The organism is Acinetobacter sp. YH12136 (assembly GCF_013418545.1).
Taxonomy (GTDB): Bacteria; Pseudomonadota; Gammaproteobacteria; order Pseudomonadales; family Moraxellaceae; genus Acinetobacter; species Acinetobacter towneri.
The window spans coordinates 24,996-42,561 of the sequence record NZ_VPBV01000027.1 but is presented as its reverse complement, the minus strand read 5'-3'; the positions used below and the strand labels follow the sequence as shown (position 1 = coordinate 42,561).

Sequence of the window (17,566 nt, the reverse complement as noted above, 5' to 3'; positions counted from 1 at the left end):
TCCAGATATTTTTATCAGAATCCAATCCTAAAAATTCACCTACAATTTGTATCGTAATTATTTCAATATCGGTTAAAGCTGGGGGGAATCCTCTCGTTCTTAATGGCTTTTTGACGATAAGTGAATACCCAAGAATCTATGAATAAATACACAGAAATGATAAATTCGTAAATGGACATAACATGAGGTAATTTTCTTAGTCGAAATCTAAATTGTGTTATGTCCTTTTTATTTCAAGAGTTTAGAAAGTTGAGATTCGCGTTTCAAATTATAAAATTAATGGCTTAAGCAGGATTCGAGTTATATTAATTCTAAGATTTAAAAAATAATCCTAACATTGAATTCGGAACGCACTAGATAAATTCTATCTTTATTTTTGGCGAAAGCGTAATCAAACTAAAATCTCTGCCACATTTTTTGCCACATAAGTTTAAATTCTAATCAAACAGTGTAGAAAAGGGATTGCATAAGCCATTGATTACGTCTAATATTCGTTTCGTAGCGTAGCAAGACGCTACTGGCAAAAGGTTCGAATCCTTGATCCTCTGCCAAATTAAAATCCAACAACTCAGTTGGTACCCGATGTTGGGGACGTGGCGAAATTGGTAGACGCACTGGATTTAGGTTCCAGCGCCGCGAGGTGTGAGAGTTCGAGTCTCTCCGTCCCCACCATACATTAAAGAGCAAGGCAATGACCTTGCTTTTTTATTGCCTGTTATTTTAGCTTTAAAGCATTGTATCTCTTTGACAAGGCTTAGATGTATTTTTAAGATTTAAAGTTCAGTATAAAAAAAAGCCCATAAACAGGTTATGGGCAAGATCATCTTTAAGTGTTGATGAAATACGATTTGAATTTTTATTTTTGCATCCTATCAAGTTCAACCGTTATCGCATACTTATCTATATTGTATAAGTACTTATGCTTTTAAATGGTCTTCAAATTCCTCGCCTAATTTCATTGCTAAAGCATTACCAGAAAGCTCGCAAGTGACCAAACCATATTCTTTTTGAAAGCTAAATGTGAAACCGTGACCATCCGCCAAATTTTTGACTGAATAACCTAATTTTTCTAACCAAATACGAAACGCAATTAAATTTTTTGCTTTAACAACTTTTTTCACGAGAGAACTCCTATCCATTTATTTAATTATTAATAGGGATATTTCTTGAATTTTTAAAGGGCAGAAATGTATTTCTTTGACATTTTTTTCACTGATTTTTAGAAATCTAAAGTCCTTTTAAGCAATTAGAATATTTTAAAAGAATTATTTATTTGTAAATTATTGATATTTATTATTTTAACTGAGGTGGCGTAATTAATTTTAAGGTCTTAGATATATTGCCAAAAGATGACTTAGAAATATTTTGTTAATGATTTTTAGTTTTAGGCTGTATTTATTTTCAGCATGAACATATGGGGATTATCCATTTTTTATGCCAAGCTTTAATTTAATGCAATGGAGATCAGTATGGAGCATGTCGGTACCAAATAGACATTAGCTTATACTATGGTTGAGTTTGAAGGTTTGGAAAATAGACATGACTGCACAAACAATCCAACAGCAGGTTGAGCACATAGTGAAGCAGATGCAAAATCAAGGGCTAGAGCCTGTTGCCGTGATGCTTGGGCATGAAGATTGGTTGCTATTTTCTTCACAATCCAATGTGGCTTATACGCCTTTTGGCAGTGCACGCCGTTATCAGCCCGCATTGTCCAATTTGCTTTTGGTGCGGGTCGATGAAATGAATGCTGTGCGTGTGGTGACACAAACTCAATTAGATGAGTTTGCTGCTAGTAATCAAATTTTATAAGCCGAGAAAATATGAAATATCATGCACTTTCTTATCCAAATTTCAATTTAAAAGTTGTCTTTGAGTTCACGTAATTTCTGAAATTCTTCGACACTTTCGGCCCTTAAAAATGGATTAGTTTCCAGTTCTAGTTCGATGCTGCTTGGCAAAGTGGGTTGATTAAGCATGCGTAAACTTTCAATTTGTTGATAACGCTCTTGAATGGCAACATTGTCGGGTTCTACATGCAGTGCAAATTGTGCATTCGCCAATGTATATTCATGGGTGCAATATACTCGGGTACGCGGAGGCAGCGCTGCCAAGCGGTTTAAAGATTGATACATTTGCAAATATGTACCTTCAAAAACACGCCCACAGCCCATCGCAAATAAAGTGTCGCCACAGAACAATACATCCAACGCATCTATAAAATACACAATATGCCCCAAGGTATGTCCCGGAACGGCAATAACATCGACCTGTAAATCATGAAAATTGATATGGTCTTGGTTTTGTAAAGGATGCGTGATAAACGGAATTTTGCTCAATTCTTCACGTGGCCCATAAACAGGTAAATTACGTTCTGCAATGAGTTCAGGCACACCGCCAATATGGTCTTGATGCCAATGCGTCAACCAAATTTGCGCGATCTCTAAACCATGATTTTGGCAAAAACCTTCAACAGGTTTGGCATCAGTTGGGTCAACCACCACCACTTGTTTGCTGGCACAATGTTCAAGCAACCAAATATAGTTTTGTGATGGTTTCTGCGCATCAATAAGATGAACTTGGTAGTGCATGCTCAGTTCCTGAAACTTAATCGCTTGTGGCTATTACAGCATGCTTTTGCGGGCGTGTAAAAGTGTATCCCCAAGTGTCTGAGTATCGCTTTGCTATGTGACCACTTGATGATGAACAAGAGATGTAAAGATAAAATAGAAATAAAAATCAAATCCATAAAAAATGCCGTGTTTAACACGGCATTTTACAACAGAGATTCGGTGAAGTCTTAGCGGATTTTTGCCAAGAAACGACCTAAACGTGTCATTGCTTCACGTAATTCATTTTCTGCTGGCAAGAACACCACACGGAAATGATCAGGCGTTGGCCAGTTAAAACCTGTACCTTGAACCAACAAAACTTTTTCTGCTTTGAGTAAATCGAGCATTAACTTTTCGTCATCTTCAATTGGATAGACGTTTGGATCAAGTTTCGGGAAGCAATACATTGCACCCTCAGGTTTGACACAAGACACGCCAGGAATGTCGTTCAGCATTTCCCATGCAATGTTACGTTGTTCGTATAAACGACCACCCGGACGAATCAAGTCATTGATAGACTGATAACCACCCAATGCTGTTTGAATCGCGTACTGCGCCTGATGGTTGGCACACAAGCGCATAGACGCCAACATGTCTAAACCTTCAATGTAGTCTGCAGCGCGTGATTTATCGCCTGTAATCGCCATCCAGCCTGAACGGAAGCCCGCAATGCGATACGATTTAGACAAGCCATTAAATGAGATACAGAGTTGATCACCCGCTAAAGCTGCAACCGCAACATGCTCAATGCCGTCATAAATAATTTTGTCGTAAATCTCATCGGCAAATAAAATTAAGTCATATTTTTTTGCCAATGCTACAATTTGTTCCAACACATGACGTGGATAAACCGCACCCGTTGGGTTATTCGGGTTAATAATGACAATACCGCGCGTATTTGGCGTGATTTTGCTTTCCATATCGGCAATGTCTGGATACCAAAAGTTTTCTTCATCACATTTGTAGTGAATAGCAGTACCGCCCGATAAATTCACTGCCGCAGTCCAAAGCGGGTAGTCAGGCATTGGTACCAGCATTTCATCGCCATCGTCCAACAAGCCTTGCATCGCCATAACAATCAGTTCAGACACGCCGTTGCCTATATACACATCATTGACATGCATATCGAAAATGCCTTTTTGCTGATAGTACTGACAAATCGCTTTACGCGCAGGGAAAATCCCTTTGGAGTCGGTATAACCAATCGCATTAGGCAAATTCAATGCGACATCATTAATAATTTCCTGTGGCGCTTCAAAACCGAATGGGGCAGGGTTGCCAATATTCAGTTTAATAATTTTATGACCGGCCTCTTCCATTTCATTGGCCGCTCGTAACACAGGTCCGCGAATGTCGTAGCATACATGCTCAAGTTTTGATGATTTTTTTATTTCGCGCGGAGTCGTGTTACCTAGTACGGACATAGTTCCATCCAATGATTAGAAGATAAATAAATTATAGATTACTGAAATATCACAATCTATGCTGAAATTTAGCTAGATATTTTGCAAGGTCTAGCGTAAAAATGGAAGTACTGAAGCATGACACTGAATGTCAAAGATTTAAAGGAGTTAGTGATGGGAAAACTCAATAAAACAGACCGAGAATGGCAAAGAGAGTTATCACCAGAGGAATTTCGGATTACACGTCAAAAAGGCACGGAGCCTGCTTTTACGGGGAGATATTGGAATACTAAACAAGAGGGGATTTATACCTGTCGTTGTTGCGGTACAGCGCTATTCTCATCTGAAACAAAATATGACAGCGGTAGCGGTTGGCCAAGTTTCTATCGTCCAATCCAGCCTGGGGTGATTGAAGAACATCAGGATGGTTCGCACGGCATGCAGCGTACTGAGATTGTTTGTCATCATTGTGACGCACATTTAGGGCATGTTTTTGATGATGGTCCACAGCCAACAGGATTGCGCTATTGTGTCAATTCGGCTTCTTTAGAACTCAAAACACAAGAAAAAAATGATGAGGGAAATTATCCATGACCAACATTTATCAGTTTGAAGCTGAGTTGTTAGATGGACAAAATAAAGCCTTTAGCGATTATGAAGGGAAGGTTTTGTTGATTGTAAATACAGCCAGCAAGTGTGGTTTTACGCCTCAATTTGCGGGTTTGGAAAAGTTATACCAACAATATAAAGACCAAGGTCTTGAAGTTTTGGGCTTTCCGTGCAATCAGTTTGGTGGGCAAGATCCAGGCTCCAATGAGCAAATTGGGAGCTTCTGCCAAAAAAACTATGGTGTCAGTTTTCCAATGTTTAGCAAAATTGATGTGAAAGGTCCTGAAGCACATGCGATTTTCCGTTACCTGACCAATAACAGTAAAGGTATTTTGGGCAACGGAATTAAATGGAATTTCACCAAGTTTTTAATTGGCAAAGATGGCAAGGTGTTGAACCGTTTTGCTCCGACCACAAAACCTGAAGATTTGCAGGCGGAAATTGAAAAGGCTTTACGATAAAGGCTTGCGCTTGTGCAAATAATTTAGGGTCTGTTGACACTTCGTCTATATTTGCGACAACGCATATTTTTTAGCTGATATAAGGCATGGGACAGGAAATTTAGTCATTCTAAATGACTGACTCATAAAGCAATAGTAGCAAAAATATGCTCGCCCCCTTGCGCAGCAAACAAAGCAGTGCTTTGTTATTGCTCATGTGGCTAAAACTTTCTCAGATTGCGTCATGAAACTTGGCAATAGTCTCGCTATTACTTGCGTTTCATGCCTGATCTGCTCAGTTTTAGCCTACAGCGCAAGCCATTTATGAAATGTCAACAGACCCTGATTAAGGCGATCAGATGATCGCCTTAAATTTAGTTGAAATCATTAACTTATAAAATCGCTTTAAGACGTTGAATTACTTGTTCACATTGTGCCAAATCTGCAACCAAAGCCAAGCGAACATGGTTTTCACCTGGGTTACCTTGTGCGGTTTCACGAGATAAATATCGCCCTGGTAGCACTTTAATATGGGTTTTTTCCATCAACATTTTGGCAAAGTTTTCATCATGATCGACTTTGAGCCAGTAATAAAAACCTGCATCTGGTTTTTTTAATGGCAGTAAATGCCCAAGTTCCATTTGAAATAATTCAAACTTGGCGCGATATTGTTGACGATTATCTTCAACGTGCTGTTCATCATCCCAAGCTGCAATAGATGCCAATTGATGTTGAACAGGCATTGCCGCACCATGATAGGTACGATATTGCAAATAAGGTTTTAATAAGTTGGCATCGCCCGCAACAAAGCCTGAACGCATGCCGGGTAAGTTTGAGCGTTTAGACAAAGAATGGAATACGATGCAGTTTTTGTAGTCATCGCGTCCAAGTTCGGCACAGACTTCCAGTAAACCTGTAGGAGCTTGGTCAAACCATAATTCCGAATAACATTCATCAGATGCAATGACAAAATTATATTGATCTGACAAAGCTATTAGCTTTTTAAATTGTTCTTTTGAAAGGACAGCACCCGTTGGATTTCCTGGTGTGCAGACAAATAATAAAGCGGTTTTTTCCCAGACTTCTGCAGGTACGGCATCAAAATCACCCAAGTAATTATTGTCTTCGGTGCAATTGATGAAATAAGGTTGGGCACCTGCCAATAAAGTTGCCCCTTCATAAATTTGATAAAACGGATTGGGCATCACTACATAGGGTGCATCTTCACGTCGAATCAATGCTTGTACGAAGGAAAAAATCGCTTCACGTGTACCTGAAACGGGGAGAACTTGAGTGTCTGGGTTAACTTGTTTTAAATGAAAGCGTTGTGTCAGCCAATGGGCAATGCTGTGACGTAATTCAGGCAGACCTTTGCTGTTCGGATAAGTCGATAAATGCTGAAAATTATCAATAATGGCTTGTTTGACAAATTCAGGTGCAGGATGTTTAGGTTCGCCAATAGACAGTGGAATTAACGGCAAATTTGCAGGTTGTACGTCCTGAAATAGTTTGTTTAGCTTTTCAAAAGGGTAAGGATGTAATAAGGACAAACTTGAGTTCATGGATGTTCCGTAAATTGAAGTTAATGTTGACCACAGACCTGATTAGAGGCCTCATCTAAAGCAGCTTTGAGCTGGATTGCAAAGGTATCTGCTTCAGATTTTGTCATTGGGTTGCCATCTTTTTTGGTGACGAAGAAAATATCTTCGGCACGTTCGCCCAGGGTGGCAATTTTGGCGGAGTGAATATCTAAGCCTTGCATCATAAACAAGCCGCCAATTTTGGCGAGTAACCCGGGATGATCTAGTGTGGCAATTTCGACCATGTTTTGATTCAGCGCTGCATTGAAAGTCACTTCTACTGTATTTTCAATGTCAAAATGACGTAATTGACGCGGAATGCGGCGTTGCATCAGACCCGGATATTTATCTGACTGGCTCAAGGCATTCACTAAAGCCTCAATCACCATTTCTTCACGTTCAGGGTCTGTTAAGAGTGTGCCAAAACGGTCTAAGACCACGTAAGTATCCAAACTAAAGGCTTTGGTCGCAGTAATAATTCGTGCATCCTGAACGTCAAGGTTCATGCGGTCTAAAATAGCGACAGTTGTGGCAAATAGGTTAGGTTGGTCTTGCGTGTAAATAAAGATTTGTACTGCGTCTTGTGCTGATTTTCGGTGCGCGCGCATGAGCACTAATGGTGCAGGATTATCGCCATGCTCCAAAATCGCGCGGGTATGCCATGCAATTTCATCGGCAGATTCTTTAATAAAGTATTCATCGCCCAGTTCTTGCCAGACTTTTTCAACAGCACTGAGTTCAAAATCTTTAACCAGTAACTCGCTTGCCGCAAATTTGGTGTCTTCAATCAGCATTTGATAATCGACGGGACGCCCAAGTCCTGAGCGAATGACATCACGCGCTTGCGTATAAAGTTGGCGCATTAAGGATGCACGCCATGAGTTCCAGAGTGTTGGATTAGTCGCATTAATATCAGCAACCGTTAAGGTATAGAGATAATCTAAATGCTCCATATCTCCCATTTTTTCAGCAAATTCCTTGACCACATCGGGGTCAGAAATATCTTTTTTCTGTGCTGTGACTGACATCAACAAGTGATTTTTGACTAACCATGCCACAAGGTTACATTCACGTTCAGTAAATCCGTGTTTACGGCAAAACTCAATCGCATCTACCGCACCAAGTTCACTGTGATCACCACGACGACCTTTAGCAATATCATGGAAAATCGCAGCCAAATAAATAATGTCACGACGGGCTAAACGCTGAAATACCGAACTGACCACAGGAAAATCTTTCGCGAATTCAGGTTCTTTGAAGCGGCTTAAATTGCGGAGTAATAGTAAAATGTGCGCATCGACTGTATAAATATGGAATAAGTCGTATTGCATTAAACCTGTAATTTGACCAAAAGCGGGGATGTAATTGCCCAATACACCTAAGCGTTTCATAGTCACCAAGGTATTATACAAGCGGTGCGGTGAGCGCAAAATTGCCATAAACAGCGCTTGATGCGTTGGATCATCACGGAAACTTTGGTCAATACGCTTGGCTGCAAGTGTCAGCAGGCGCAGTGTTCGTGCGCGAATTCCTTCAATTTCAGGACGATTGGCTAATAAATAGAAAATTTCTAAAATTGCGCTTGGTTTTTCTGAGAAAATTTTGTGGTGCTGCACGGCAAGTTTGCCATCGACCAGTTTAAAATTTTCATTAATTTCTTCAATGTTACGTTCATAATTAGGCAAACGCGGGGTAATGACCGACTCATTAAAATAGGCCAGCAACATTTCATTTAAAGTGGAAACTTGCTGTGCAGAGCGATAATAACGCTTCATAAATTGTTCAATCGGGTAATTTTGCGGTTTACCTTCTTCTCGAACATAGCCAAAAGTTGCTGCAATATCTCGTTGATAATCAAACAATAAACGGTTTTCATCACGTTTGGTTAAACGGTGGAGATGATGACGAATTTCCCATAAAAAGCTTTCGGCTTCTTCGAGTACACCCAATTCAAATTCTGAAATAAAACCTAAATGCACCAAGTCGTAAATACGATTGACGCGAAAATGGCGTTTGGCAATCCAGCCAATTTGGTTGATGTCACGAATACCGCCCGGAGCATTTTTAATATCAGGTTCTAAATTACTTTCGGTGTCATTGTGCTGCGCGTAACGCTTGCTTTGCTCCTCCATTTTGGCATCAAAAAAGGTTTTATCTGTCCAAGTCTGCGAAACAATACGACGCGGCCATTTGGCAAGCTGCTGATTTCCTGTAATTAAACGCGCTTCAATCAAGGCAGTTGCAACAGTTAAATCACTGGTTGCCTGAATCACACAGTCTTGAATAGTCCGCACGCTGGTGGCAGGTTTGAAGTTGCCAACATCCCATAAAGACGAAATAAAGGTCGAAATAAGTTGTTCTTGTTCTGATGTGATTGCATCTTCCGACAACACCATAATATCGACATCGGAATAGGGCAGCATTTCTTTACGCCCATAGCCGCCCACTGCAAATAGGCTCAAATCGGTTTTGTCTAATTCAGCATGTTGCCATAAGAAAGTGAGCGCTTCATCAATCAGGTTAGAACGCGCCAAAATCACTTCACGAATGGATTGTCCATTTTCAAAACATTGTTGTAGCTGATTTTCGACATCGGTGCGCCATTGGTTAATGGCCTGAATGTCATGGTTGCTTTTTACATAATTCAGCAAGGGTAATGTAATGATCATGGACAATTCCGTTATGCAATGACGAGCTTAATTTTGATTTTCGTTTAAATGTACGCGAACAGTGTCCGCAGTATGCTGAGCTAGCTCACGCGCTTGCTCTGTGGTTTCTGCTCGTGCAGTGGCAACGCCCATACGACGACGCTCAAAACCTTCAGGTTTGCCAAATAAACGTAAATCTGTATCGGGATGTGCTAATGCAAGATTCAGGCCAGAAAATGAAAGATTTGTTGCATCGACACCTGCATAAATCACTGCACTGGCTGCAACGCTATGGCGTGTGGTATTGACAGGTAAGCCTAAAATCGCGCGGGCATGTAATTCGAATTCACTTTGGAATTGTGAAGCCAATGTCACCAAACCTGTGTCGTGTGGACGTGGAGAGACTTCACTGAACCAGACTTTATCGCCTTTCACAAACAGCTCTACACCAAAAATACCGCAACCACCTAAGGCAGTGGTCACTTTGTGTGCAATTCGTTTGGCTTCAGTCAAGGCAGCATCACTCATGGCTTGAGGTTGCCAGCTTTCTACATAGTCGCCTGCATCTTGACGGTGACCAATTGGGTCGCAATATGAAGTTTCAATCGCACCAGTTTCTGGATTTTTAGCACGTACGGTTAATAAGGTAATTTCAAAATCGAAGTCAATTTGTGATTCAACAATCACAGTGCCTTGATTGACGCGCCCGCCAGTCTGGGCATATTCCCAAGCTGCATCAACTTCATCAAAGCAGGTGACACGCGATTGTCCCTTGCCTGAAGATGACATCACAGGCTTCACAAAGTTTGGATAACCAATGTCATCACATGCAGCGCGGAAAGATTCGAGAGAATTGGCAAAGCGATAAGCGGATGTCGGCAAACCTAATTCTTCTGCAGCCAAACGACGAATGCCTTCACGGTTCATGGTCAAATTTACCGCTTTGGCAGATGGAATCACTGTTGCAATATTTTGCGCTTCAATTTCAAGTAAAACTGATGTCGCAATGGCCTCAATTTCAGGCACAATTAAATTGGGTTGAATTTTTTCAATCAGTTGTTTTAATTCTGTGGCATCTGCCATGTTTAAAGTATAAGCATAATGTGCGACTTGCATGGCTGGCGCATGGTCGTAGCGATCGGCGGCATGTACTTCTACGCCTAAGCGTTGCAGTGAAAATACCACCTCTTTACCGAGTTCCCCTGAACCCAATAGCAAAACTTTAAAAGCAGAAGATTGAAGGGGAGTACCAATGGTCACGCTCATGTGAATCGTCCTTGCTAAAGTGGGCTTTTAGCATAGCAGAACTGTTCCATGAGTTAAGCCCTGTTTGCAACAAAATCATGATTTTGTCATCTACTTATATTGCATTCAGTGCTTTAAAGCAGTTAAGGCTGAATCCTGAAATAGATCATTTGGACGATTCAACCTCTAAATTTCAGCAACATTAGAACGAAAATGGCACATAAGTATAAATTAAACCATAGGTGATGGCTGCGGTAAGCGTTGCAGGTACGATTTTCTTAAACTTAAAATACAAACCTGTCAGCACTAAAAAGCCAATCAACATCGCAAAACTTTTATTGGGTGTTTCAAGCAAAGGTGGCAAGGTTGCAACCACGAGCATAGAGCTAATTGCGGCTATACCAATGCTGCCCAAAGCGATTTTAAGCCATAAAGCACCACGTTGCTGTGAGCCTTGTTGAAACTTTTGAATCACAAAAAATGGCCCAAAACGTGAGGCGAAGTTTGCGATACCGACCATAATACCGACCAAAATAATTTCTAAACTCATGATTTTGCTCCTGTATGTTCAGGGTCGGGTTGTTTTAAAACATAGTGTTTAAATAATCCCGCCAAAATACCTGAAGAAATCCCAATAAAAATTGCAGCAGATAAGTCAATAAAATAACAAGCTACGGCAGATACTAGAATGGTGATTCCCACGACAAAGGTGTGTTTCTTTTCAAATGCTGCCAATAAGAAGCTAAGGAATAAAGCGGGCAGTAAAAAGTCGAGCGCCGCTTGCAAAAACTGTGGCATTTTAGTGACTTGATCGGCAAATAATCCGCCTAACAAAGAGCCTAATGCCCAAGACAACCAACTAAATAAACTCAGTCCAAGCATCCATGATTCAGACCATTCCTGACGGCGCTGTGACAGTTTAATCATGCCTGAGGCAAAAACTTCATCGGTCAGACCCCATGACCAAATTGCAGTTTTTTTTAGGTTTAAACGATCTTGAATCAGGTTTTGTAAGGCCGGGCCGTAAAGTAAATGTCGAATATCCAAGGCGATTACCGTTAATGCGGTCATCCAGATTGAAGTTCCACTGCCCAATAAGGCAACGACTAAAAATTGACTCGCCCCTGCATACATCGAGCAAGATAAAAATAAGGCTTCCCATGCGCTAAAGCCGAATTGAGTTGCAGAAACACCAAAAGCAAAAGAAACAGGCAGATAGGTGAAAATAATCGCCTGACTATCTTTTGCACCTTGCCAAAAACTTGCTGCGGGCGCAGTTTGAATATTGTGTACGGACACGACACACCTTGTGGGAGAAAGTTGAACGATGGGTCAAATGAAGATTGTGTATTATACTTGAATTCATTAGCATGATGCCGAATTGTTTGTATGGGCGAACCGATATGTTGAAATTGAAAACACCTGTAATCCTGCTTGCTTCAATGTTATGCAGTAGCCTGTTATTGCAAGCGTGTAGCAATGACAACAACCCGCAAAAAACAGTAGAAATTAAGCCTGCGCCAAAACTCACCAATGATGCGACTGTGTATGCGCAAGCCGCATGGGAATTAATGAATGAAGTTGAGCCGTACGTGTATCGTAAACAGCGTAACTTAATTGAAGATAAAGTCCGCAAACCTGCCCGTAAATTAAGTACCGACTGGCGTATTAATGTCAAAATGACCGACTCTGTAACGGAAGGGAAATATGCGCTGTGTCGTAAGGCTTTGACCAGTTTGGAAATTTGGGCACGTGCGACGATTGACAGTTCAAGCAGTCTTGCACAAAAACAAGCTGATTATGAACGGGATAAAAAACAATGTGCTGATGCTTTGGCGCATCCTGAATTGGGCAATACTGACCCGAAACAAAAGGGCAATGTGGTGCAGTCTTAATTGAGGTTGTTCTGCATTAATGTGATGCGGAATCGCCCATAAAAAAACCTCGATGTAAGCATCGAGGTTTTTTTATTGAATCAATGCTCGGCTGTAAGCATTGTTCTAAAACTAAACATAAAAACAATTAAACATTAAAACGGAAGTGTAAAACATCACCGTCTTGTACGATATAAGTTTTACCTTCCAAGCGCCATTTACCTGCTTCTTTTGCACCTGCTTCGCCGTTGTATTGTACGAAATCCTCATAAGCAATACATTCTGCGCGGATAAAGCCTTTTTCAAAGTCAGTGTGAATTACGCCTGCTGCTTGTGGTGCAGTTGCACCTACTTTCACTGTCCACGCGCGGACTTCTTGTACGCCTGCAGTAAAGTAAGTTTGCAGACCTAACAGCGCATAACCTGCACGAATCACTACGTTCAGCCCTGGTTCTTCCATACCAAGAGCTTCTAGGAATTCTGCACGGTCTTCATCTTCAAGTAATGAAATTTCGGCTTCAATTTGGTTGCATAAAGGCACCACAATCGCATTTTCTTCTGCAGCAAGTTTTTTGACTGCATCTAAGTGCGGGTTGTTTTCAAAGCCATCTTCTGCCACGTTCGCAATATACATGGTTGGTTTTAAGGTTAATAAACCAAAACCACGAACCAATTTGCGTTCATCGTCATCTAAATTGGCTGCACGTGCAGGCTTGCCATCATCCAGTAAAGGTTGGATTTTTTCTAAAACGGCTTTGGTCGCTACGGCTTCTTTATCGCCACCTTTGGCAGATTTTGCTAAGCGTGTAATGGCTTTGCTCACCGTTTCTAAATCGGCCAACGCAAGTTCGGTATTGATGGTTGCAATGTCATCTAATGGGTCAATTTTACCATTTACGTGAATGACGTTTTCATCTTCAAAGCAACGAACTACATGCGCAATCGCATCAGTTTCACGAATGTTGGCAAGGAATTGGTTACCTAAACCTTCACCTTTAGATGCACCTGCAACCAAACCTGCAATATCCACAAATTCCATCGTGGTGGGTAATACACGTTGCGGATTTACGATTTCCGCCAATTTGTCCAAACGTGAATCTGGCACAGGTACAATGCCTGTATTTGGCTCAATGGTACAGAACGGGAAGTTTTCCGCTGCAATTGCAGCTTTGGTTAAAGCATTAAAAAGCGTAGATTTACCAACGTTTGGCAGGCCCACAATACCACAATTAAAACCCATGAATAACTCACAACGTGTTATTTAAAAATTAGGCACGATTTTACATGAAAGGGCAGATAAAGTCAGGTCATCGGACAGATGTTTCTCCAATCTAGCGTGCTTGATGCTGTACGTTGAATTTCTTTTCGGAATTGATTTTGAATTGCTGACTGTTTCGCCTGAATTTTGAATAAAAAGTACATTGTAATTATAAGAGGCTATGACTAAAGTATGACAAGCACAGTATTGATACTGCTTTGGATATCAAAATTTTAAATATGGTGATTTTATGCGCATCTTATACCAGTTTCCTTTGTCTCATTTTTGTGAGAAAGCTCGCTGGTTATTGGATCATAAAGAGTTAGATTATGATGCGCAAAACTTAATTCCAGGCGTGCATCGCGCTTTTGCCCAATTAAAAACAGGGCAAAATAAATTACCTATTTTACGTGATCAAGACCGCTGGATAGCAGATTCGACTCAAATTGCTTTATATCTAGATGATATTTACCCCGAACATGCCTTGTTACGCAGTGATGCCGAACAATATAAACATGCGTTGGCCATAAATACTTTGGCTGATGAATTGGGGCAGCATGTGCGTCGATGGGGGTTGGCGCATGCATTATCTGAAAGTGAAGAACCTTTGGAAATTTTAATTGGCGAAAAAGGCTATTTGCGTCAATTTTCTAAATATTCCAAGCCAATTATTAAAGCCTTGGTGTCTAAGGGCTATCAGCTCGATCAAGATAAAGTTGCAGAATCCAAACAGCGGATGGATGAATTAATTGTCATTTTAAATCAGCATTTGATTGATAATTACGGGCGTTATTTTGTGGGTGAGCGTTTAGGTTTGGCCGATATTTCAGTGTGTTCGATGCTTGCACCTATTTTGGAAATTTCTGGAACGCCGTGGGAAAAAGAACATGATGAAGTGATTTCTGAAGAATTTAAAGATTATAAAAAATATTTGCTGGATTTACCTTTAGGGCAATATGTTTCTCGTATTTATCAAACTGAGCGTAATGCACGTGTAGATTGGCGCGGTATTTAAATGTTATCGCCTCAGATAAAATACGCGCAATCTGCGCGTATTTTTTTGGATACTGATGTATAAAATCTAGAACTAAGAGTTAGAACAAAGAATTTAAGTTATTCAAATCAAAATTCTGTACCAAGTTTGGCAGGGTAGCTAAATCAAATTGTGTATCAGATGTTCCACCAGTTAAACCACCAAGCGCATCGCCTAAAGCAGGAACTAAGCTATCAATATTGATCTCTGAACTGGTTGTGGAGGATGCACCTTGCAGTAAGTCGCTGATGTTAAAATCTGAACCAGAAATTAAGTTGTCAAAACCATCACTCAAGCCATCTAAGCTGAAACCACCAGTTGTATCTCCAGTCAGATTATTTAATAAACCACCTAGATCAAAGTCACTTGCAAGCTGACCTTCAGGATTAAGCAACGCAAGAATTGGTTCTAGAGCAGCGATATCTAGACCACCTAAATCACCACCGATGTTACCGCCAATTAAGCCGCTTGCCAGTTGCGCAATTTGTGCAATATCAAGATCGCCATTGCCTTGCATTAAACCGCCTACTAATTCAGCAATGACCGCGATATCCATACCGCCTAAACCGCCACCGATATTGCTGCCAATCAAGCCGCTTGCCAGTTGAGCAATTTGCGCAATATCAAGATCGCCATTGCCTTGGATTAAACCGCCTACAAGTTCAGCAATCACTGCGATATCTAGACCGCCTAAACCTCCACCGATGTTGCCACCAATCAAGCCACTAACCAGTTGAGCAATTTGAGCAATATCAAGATTACCCGTATTACCACCGATTAACCCACTCACTAATTGGGTGAGTTTCGTAATATCTAAATCACCTGCATTGCTGTCAATCATGCCGCTGAGTAAATTGGTGATGGAAGCAATATCGAAGCTACCGCCATTGGATTGTGTCAGTTTGCTAATTAAACTGGTGATATCTAAGTTGGTATTCGAGCTTGAAAATTGGCTGATTAGATTGGTTAGGCTAGAACTATCTAAGCTGCTGCCAGAGAGTAAACTTTTTAATAAAGAATCTAGGGTAGGTGTGGTCGAGGTCGAACTAGTCAGGCTGCCAAGCAAACCAGAAAAGGTATTGCTTAAAGAGCCACCACTTAAGAGTCCATCGAATAAAGAGCTGGTCTGAGTTTCTACGGTAAATACAGAGCTAATTTTATTTTCAGCAAGCTTAGAGATTTAAAAGCCATGACGATTCCTTGTATTTTTATTGGTTTTGTTGTGCTGCATTGTGCTTATTGTCGAGCGCATCTGTTTTAATACATTTCTATACACTTGTAAAAGATAGACGGTCGGGATTGTGAAAATGTATGAGTAGATTCGTTGTTTTGTTGAGTTTTTTAAATTTAAAAATTTGAAAATCAATAAATTAGAAAGCTGTTCCGTTTGTCTGTTAAGTTGTTCAAAACGATAAGCGGTGATCTGTTGAATCATAAACATTTTGCTTTAATAATGGAAAATAATTTTCGATAAAGATGCTTAGTCTGCAAAATAATTTAAGTATAATGGCAGCATGAGTTTAAATTTTATCAGATTAGATTGAGTGCTTGAAAATGGAATTAGATCGCTACGATAAGCATATTTTAGAAATTTTAAGCAATGAAGATGTCAATTTGAATGAACTTTCCGAGCGGGTTAATCTGTCGGTAAGTTCGGTGCATCGCCGTATTAAAAGTCTGATCGATCATAAAATTATTTCAGGTTTAAAGCGTGAAATTAATTATCAAAAACTGGGCTTTAGTTTGCATGTGTTGTTGCAGGTGTCTTTGAGCAAACACGATACCGATATTTTTGCCAAATTTTTGGATGAATTGGAAAGCATTCCTGAAGTGATACGTGCATTTTTGGTGACAGGACAGACTGCAGATTTTATTGTAGAGGTTGTGGCACGAGATATGGAAAATTACAGCGAAATTTTATTAAAACGGATTGGTAAAATTGAGCATGTGGCAGGTTTGCATTCTAGCTTTGTGATTAAAGAATATGATGTTTTAAACTGTCATGGTTTATTAAATAAAGTTTAATTTATTAGAATCTTAGAATTATTTTGACTGGATCTATAAAAAAACGCACGAGAACGTGCGTTTTTAGGAATTGCAGTTAGACCGATTATGCGTCTAATTGTGCTAAAACTTCATCAGAGAATTCAACGTTGGTATATACGTTTTGAACATCATCTAAATCTTCAAGCATATCAATCATTTTCATAATTTTTTTCGCTTGATCGATGTCTGTAATTTCTGCTTTGGTCGATGGACTCATAACCACTTCAGCATTGTCAGATTTCAAACCTGCTGCTGTTAGCGCATCTTGAACTATACCAAAAGCTTCTGGCGTAGTAATAACCAAAATGCCATCTTCAGACACTTCAATATCTTCTGCGCCAGCTTCTAAAGCCACTTCCATCACTTGATCTTCTAAAGATGAATCTTCAAATGAAATTTCACCACGTTTGGTGAATAGGAATGCTACAGAACCATTGGTGCCTAAGTTACCGTCAGTTTTAGAGAAACAGTGACGTACATCTGGCACGGTGCGGTTTAAGTTGTCTGTCATGGTTTCTACAATAACCGCAACACCACCTACACCATAACCTTCATAGGTTACTTCTTTAAGATCGTCGTTATCTTCACCGCCTGCACCACGCTGGATGGCACGGTTAATGACGTCACGTGTCATGTTAACTGAAAGTGCTTTTTCCACAACAGCACGTAAACGAGGGTTACTTGCCGCATCTGGACCGCCGAGCTTTGCAGCAGTTGTTAATTCACGAATAAATTTGGTAAACAACTTACCACGACTAGCATCTTGTTTGGCTTTACGATGCTTAATGTTGGCCCACTTGGAATGACCCGCCATGCGA

General features: G+C 40.4%; 17 protein-coding genes, 1 tRNA gene and 1 pseudogene. 7 read left to right on the top strand and 12 right to left on the bottom strand.

Going from position 1 to position 17,566, the window contains the following annotated elements:
• A pseudogene (locus FTU71_RS11725) lies at positions 1 to 179 on the bottom strand (IS982 family transposase); the annotation flags it as partial.
• Positions 180 to 587: 408 nt separating this feature from the next.
• On the opposite strand from FTU71_RS11725, the gene FTU71_RS11720 reads away from it, so the two are divergent.
• Positions 588 to 672: transfer RNA gene (locus tag FTU71_RS11720), tRNA-Leu, on the top strand.
• A 245-nt stretch (positions 673 to 917) separates the two neighbouring features.
• Here the strand turns inward: FTU71_RS11720 and FTU71_RS11715 are convergent.
• Complete coding sequence (locus FTU71_RS11715) at positions 918 to 1,121, bottom strand: hypothetical protein (RefSeq protein WP_004971452.1); 204 nt, start codon at positions 1,119 to 1,121, stop codon at positions 918 to 920.
• A 418-nt stretch (positions 1,122 to 1,539) separates the two neighbouring features.
• On the opposite strand from FTU71_RS11715, the gene FTU71_RS11710 reads away from it, so the two are divergent.
• A complete protein-coding gene (locus tag FTU71_RS11710; RefSeq protein ID WP_179989743.1) occupies positions 1,540 to 1,812 on the top strand; it encodes a hypothetical protein in 273 nt (90 codons plus the stop codon).
• Positions 1,813 to 1,859: 47 nt separating this feature from the next.
• Here FTU71_RS11710 and gloB read toward each other — a convergent pair whose 3' ends face one another.
• Complete coding sequence (gloB, locus tag FTU71_RS11705) at positions 1,860 to 2,591, bottom strand: hydroxyacylglutathione hydrolase (protein WP_179990106.1); 732 nt, start codon at positions 2,589 to 2,591, stop codon at positions 1,860 to 1,862.
• A 209-nt stretch (positions 2,592 to 2,800) separates the two neighbouring features.
• Positions 2,801 to 4,036 carry a pyridoxal phosphate-dependent aminotransferase gene (locus FTU71_RS11700; protein WP_004971448.1) on the bottom strand — a complete coding sequence of 412 codons (1,236 nt, stop codon included), beginning with the start codon at positions 4,034 to 4,036 and terminating at the stop codon, positions 2,801 to 2,803.
• A 153-nt stretch (positions 4,037 to 4,189) separates the two neighbouring features.
• On the opposite strand from FTU71_RS11700, the gene msrB reads away from it, so the two are divergent.
• The gene (gene msrB, locus FTU71_RS11695) at positions 4,190 to 4,609 is read left to right on the top strand and encodes a peptide-methionine (R)-S-oxide reductase MsrB (RefSeq protein WP_096902313.1); all 420 of its coding nucleotides are present in this window, start codon (positions 4,190 to 4,192) and stop codon (positions 4,607 to 4,609) included.
• Positions 4,606 to 5,085, top strand: a complete 480-nt coding sequence (locus FTU71_RS11690) for a glutathione peroxidase (protein WP_096902294.1) — start codon at positions 4,606 to 4,608, stop codon at positions 5,083 to 5,085. Before msrB ends, FTU71_RS11690 begins: the two co-directional genes overlap by 4 nt.
• 371 nt (positions 5,086 to 5,456) lie before the next feature.
• On the opposite strand, the gene dapC is transcribed toward FTU71_RS11690, so the two are convergent.
• From dapC to FTU71_RS11665, 5 genes are all read right to left on the bottom strand, one after another.
• The gene (dapC, locus tag FTU71_RS11685; protein WP_096902293.1) at positions 5,457 to 6,626 is read right to left on the bottom strand and encodes a succinyldiaminopimelate transaminase; all 1,170 of its coding nucleotides are present in this window, start codon (positions 6,624 to 6,626) and stop codon (positions 5,457 to 5,459) included.
• A 20-nt stretch (positions 6,627 to 6,646) separates the two neighbouring features.
• Complete coding sequence (gene glnD / locus FTU71_RS11680; RefSeq protein ID WP_004971443.1) at positions 6,647 to 9,313, bottom strand: [protein-PII] uridylyltransferase; 2,667 nt, start codon at positions 9,311 to 9,313, stop codon at positions 6,647 to 6,649.
• Positions 9,314 to 9,340: 27 nt separating this feature from the next.
• Positions 9,341 to 10,558 (bottom strand): formate-dependent phosphoribosylglycinamide formyltransferase, encoded by a 1,218-nt coding sequence (gene purT, locus FTU71_RS11675; RefSeq protein WP_179994209.1) that lies wholly within the window; start codon positions 10,556 to 10,558, stop codon positions 9,341 to 9,343.
• Between the two features lie 181 nt (positions 10,559 to 10,739).
• A complete protein-coding gene (gene ygaH / locus FTU71_RS11670; RefSeq protein ID WP_004971441.1) occupies positions 10,740 to 11,087 on the bottom strand; it encodes an L-valine transporter subunit YgaH in 348 nt (115 codons plus the stop codon).
• Positions 11,084 to 11,821, bottom strand: coding sequence for an AzlC family ABC transporter permease (locus tag FTU71_RS11665; protein WP_171062558.1), 738 nt, complete (start codon positions 11,819 to 11,821; stop codon positions 11,084 to 11,086). Before FTU71_RS11665 ends, ygaH begins: the two co-directional genes overlap by 4 nt.
• Before the next feature lie 119 nt (positions 11,822 to 11,940).
• On the opposite strand from FTU71_RS11665, the gene FTU71_RS11660 reads away from it, so the two are divergent.
• Entirely contained in the window at positions 11,941 to 12,432 is a 492-nt protein-coding gene (locus FTU71_RS11660; protein ID WP_026438320.1) for a hypothetical protein, read from the top strand.
• A 127-nt stretch (positions 12,433 to 12,559) separates the two neighbouring features.
• Here the strand turns inward: FTU71_RS11660 and ychF are convergent, their stop codons facing one another.
• Positions 12,560 to 13,651 (bottom strand): redox-regulated ATPase YchF, encoded by a 1,092-nt coding sequence (gene ychF / locus FTU71_RS11655; RefSeq protein WP_004971435.1) that lies wholly within the window; start codon positions 13,649 to 13,651, stop codon positions 12,560 to 12,562.
• A 268-nt stretch (positions 13,652 to 13,919) separates the two neighbouring features.
• Between ychF and FTU71_RS11650 the strand changes: the two genes are divergently transcribed.
• Positions 13,920 to 14,684: a glutathione S-transferase family protein gene (locus tag FTU71_RS11650; protein WP_096902290.1), complete on the top strand. Its 765-nt coding sequence runs from the start codon at positions 13,920 to 13,922 to the stop codon at positions 14,682 to 14,684.
• A 79-nt stretch (positions 14,685 to 14,763) separates the two neighbouring features.
• Here the strand turns inward: FTU71_RS11650 and FTU71_RS11645 are convergent, their stop codons facing one another.
• Positions 14,764 to 15,768: a hypothetical protein gene (locus FTU71_RS11645; protein WP_257218313.1), complete on the bottom strand. Its 1,005-nt coding sequence runs from the start codon at positions 15,766 to 15,768 to the stop codon at positions 14,764 to 14,766.
• A 488-nt stretch (positions 15,769 to 16,256) separates the two neighbouring features.
• Between FTU71_RS11645 and FTU71_RS11640 the strand changes: the two genes are divergently transcribed.
• On the top strand, positions 16,257 to 16,727 hold the full coding sequence (locus FTU71_RS11640) for an Lrp/AsnC family transcriptional regulator (RefSeq protein ID WP_004971430.1): 471 nt from the start codon (positions 16,257 to 16,259) through the stop codon (positions 16,725 to 16,727).
• An 85-nt stretch (positions 16,728 to 16,812) separates the two neighbouring features.
• Here FTU71_RS11640 and FTU71_RS11635 read toward each other — a convergent pair whose 3' ends face one another.
• Complete coding sequence (locus FTU71_RS11635; protein ID WP_070155957.1) at positions 16,813 to 17,562, bottom strand: YebC/PmpR family DNA-binding transcriptional regulator; 750 nt, start codon at positions 17,560 to 17,562, stop codon at positions 16,813 to 16,815.
• Positions 17,563 to 17,566: the final 4 nt, after the last annotated feature.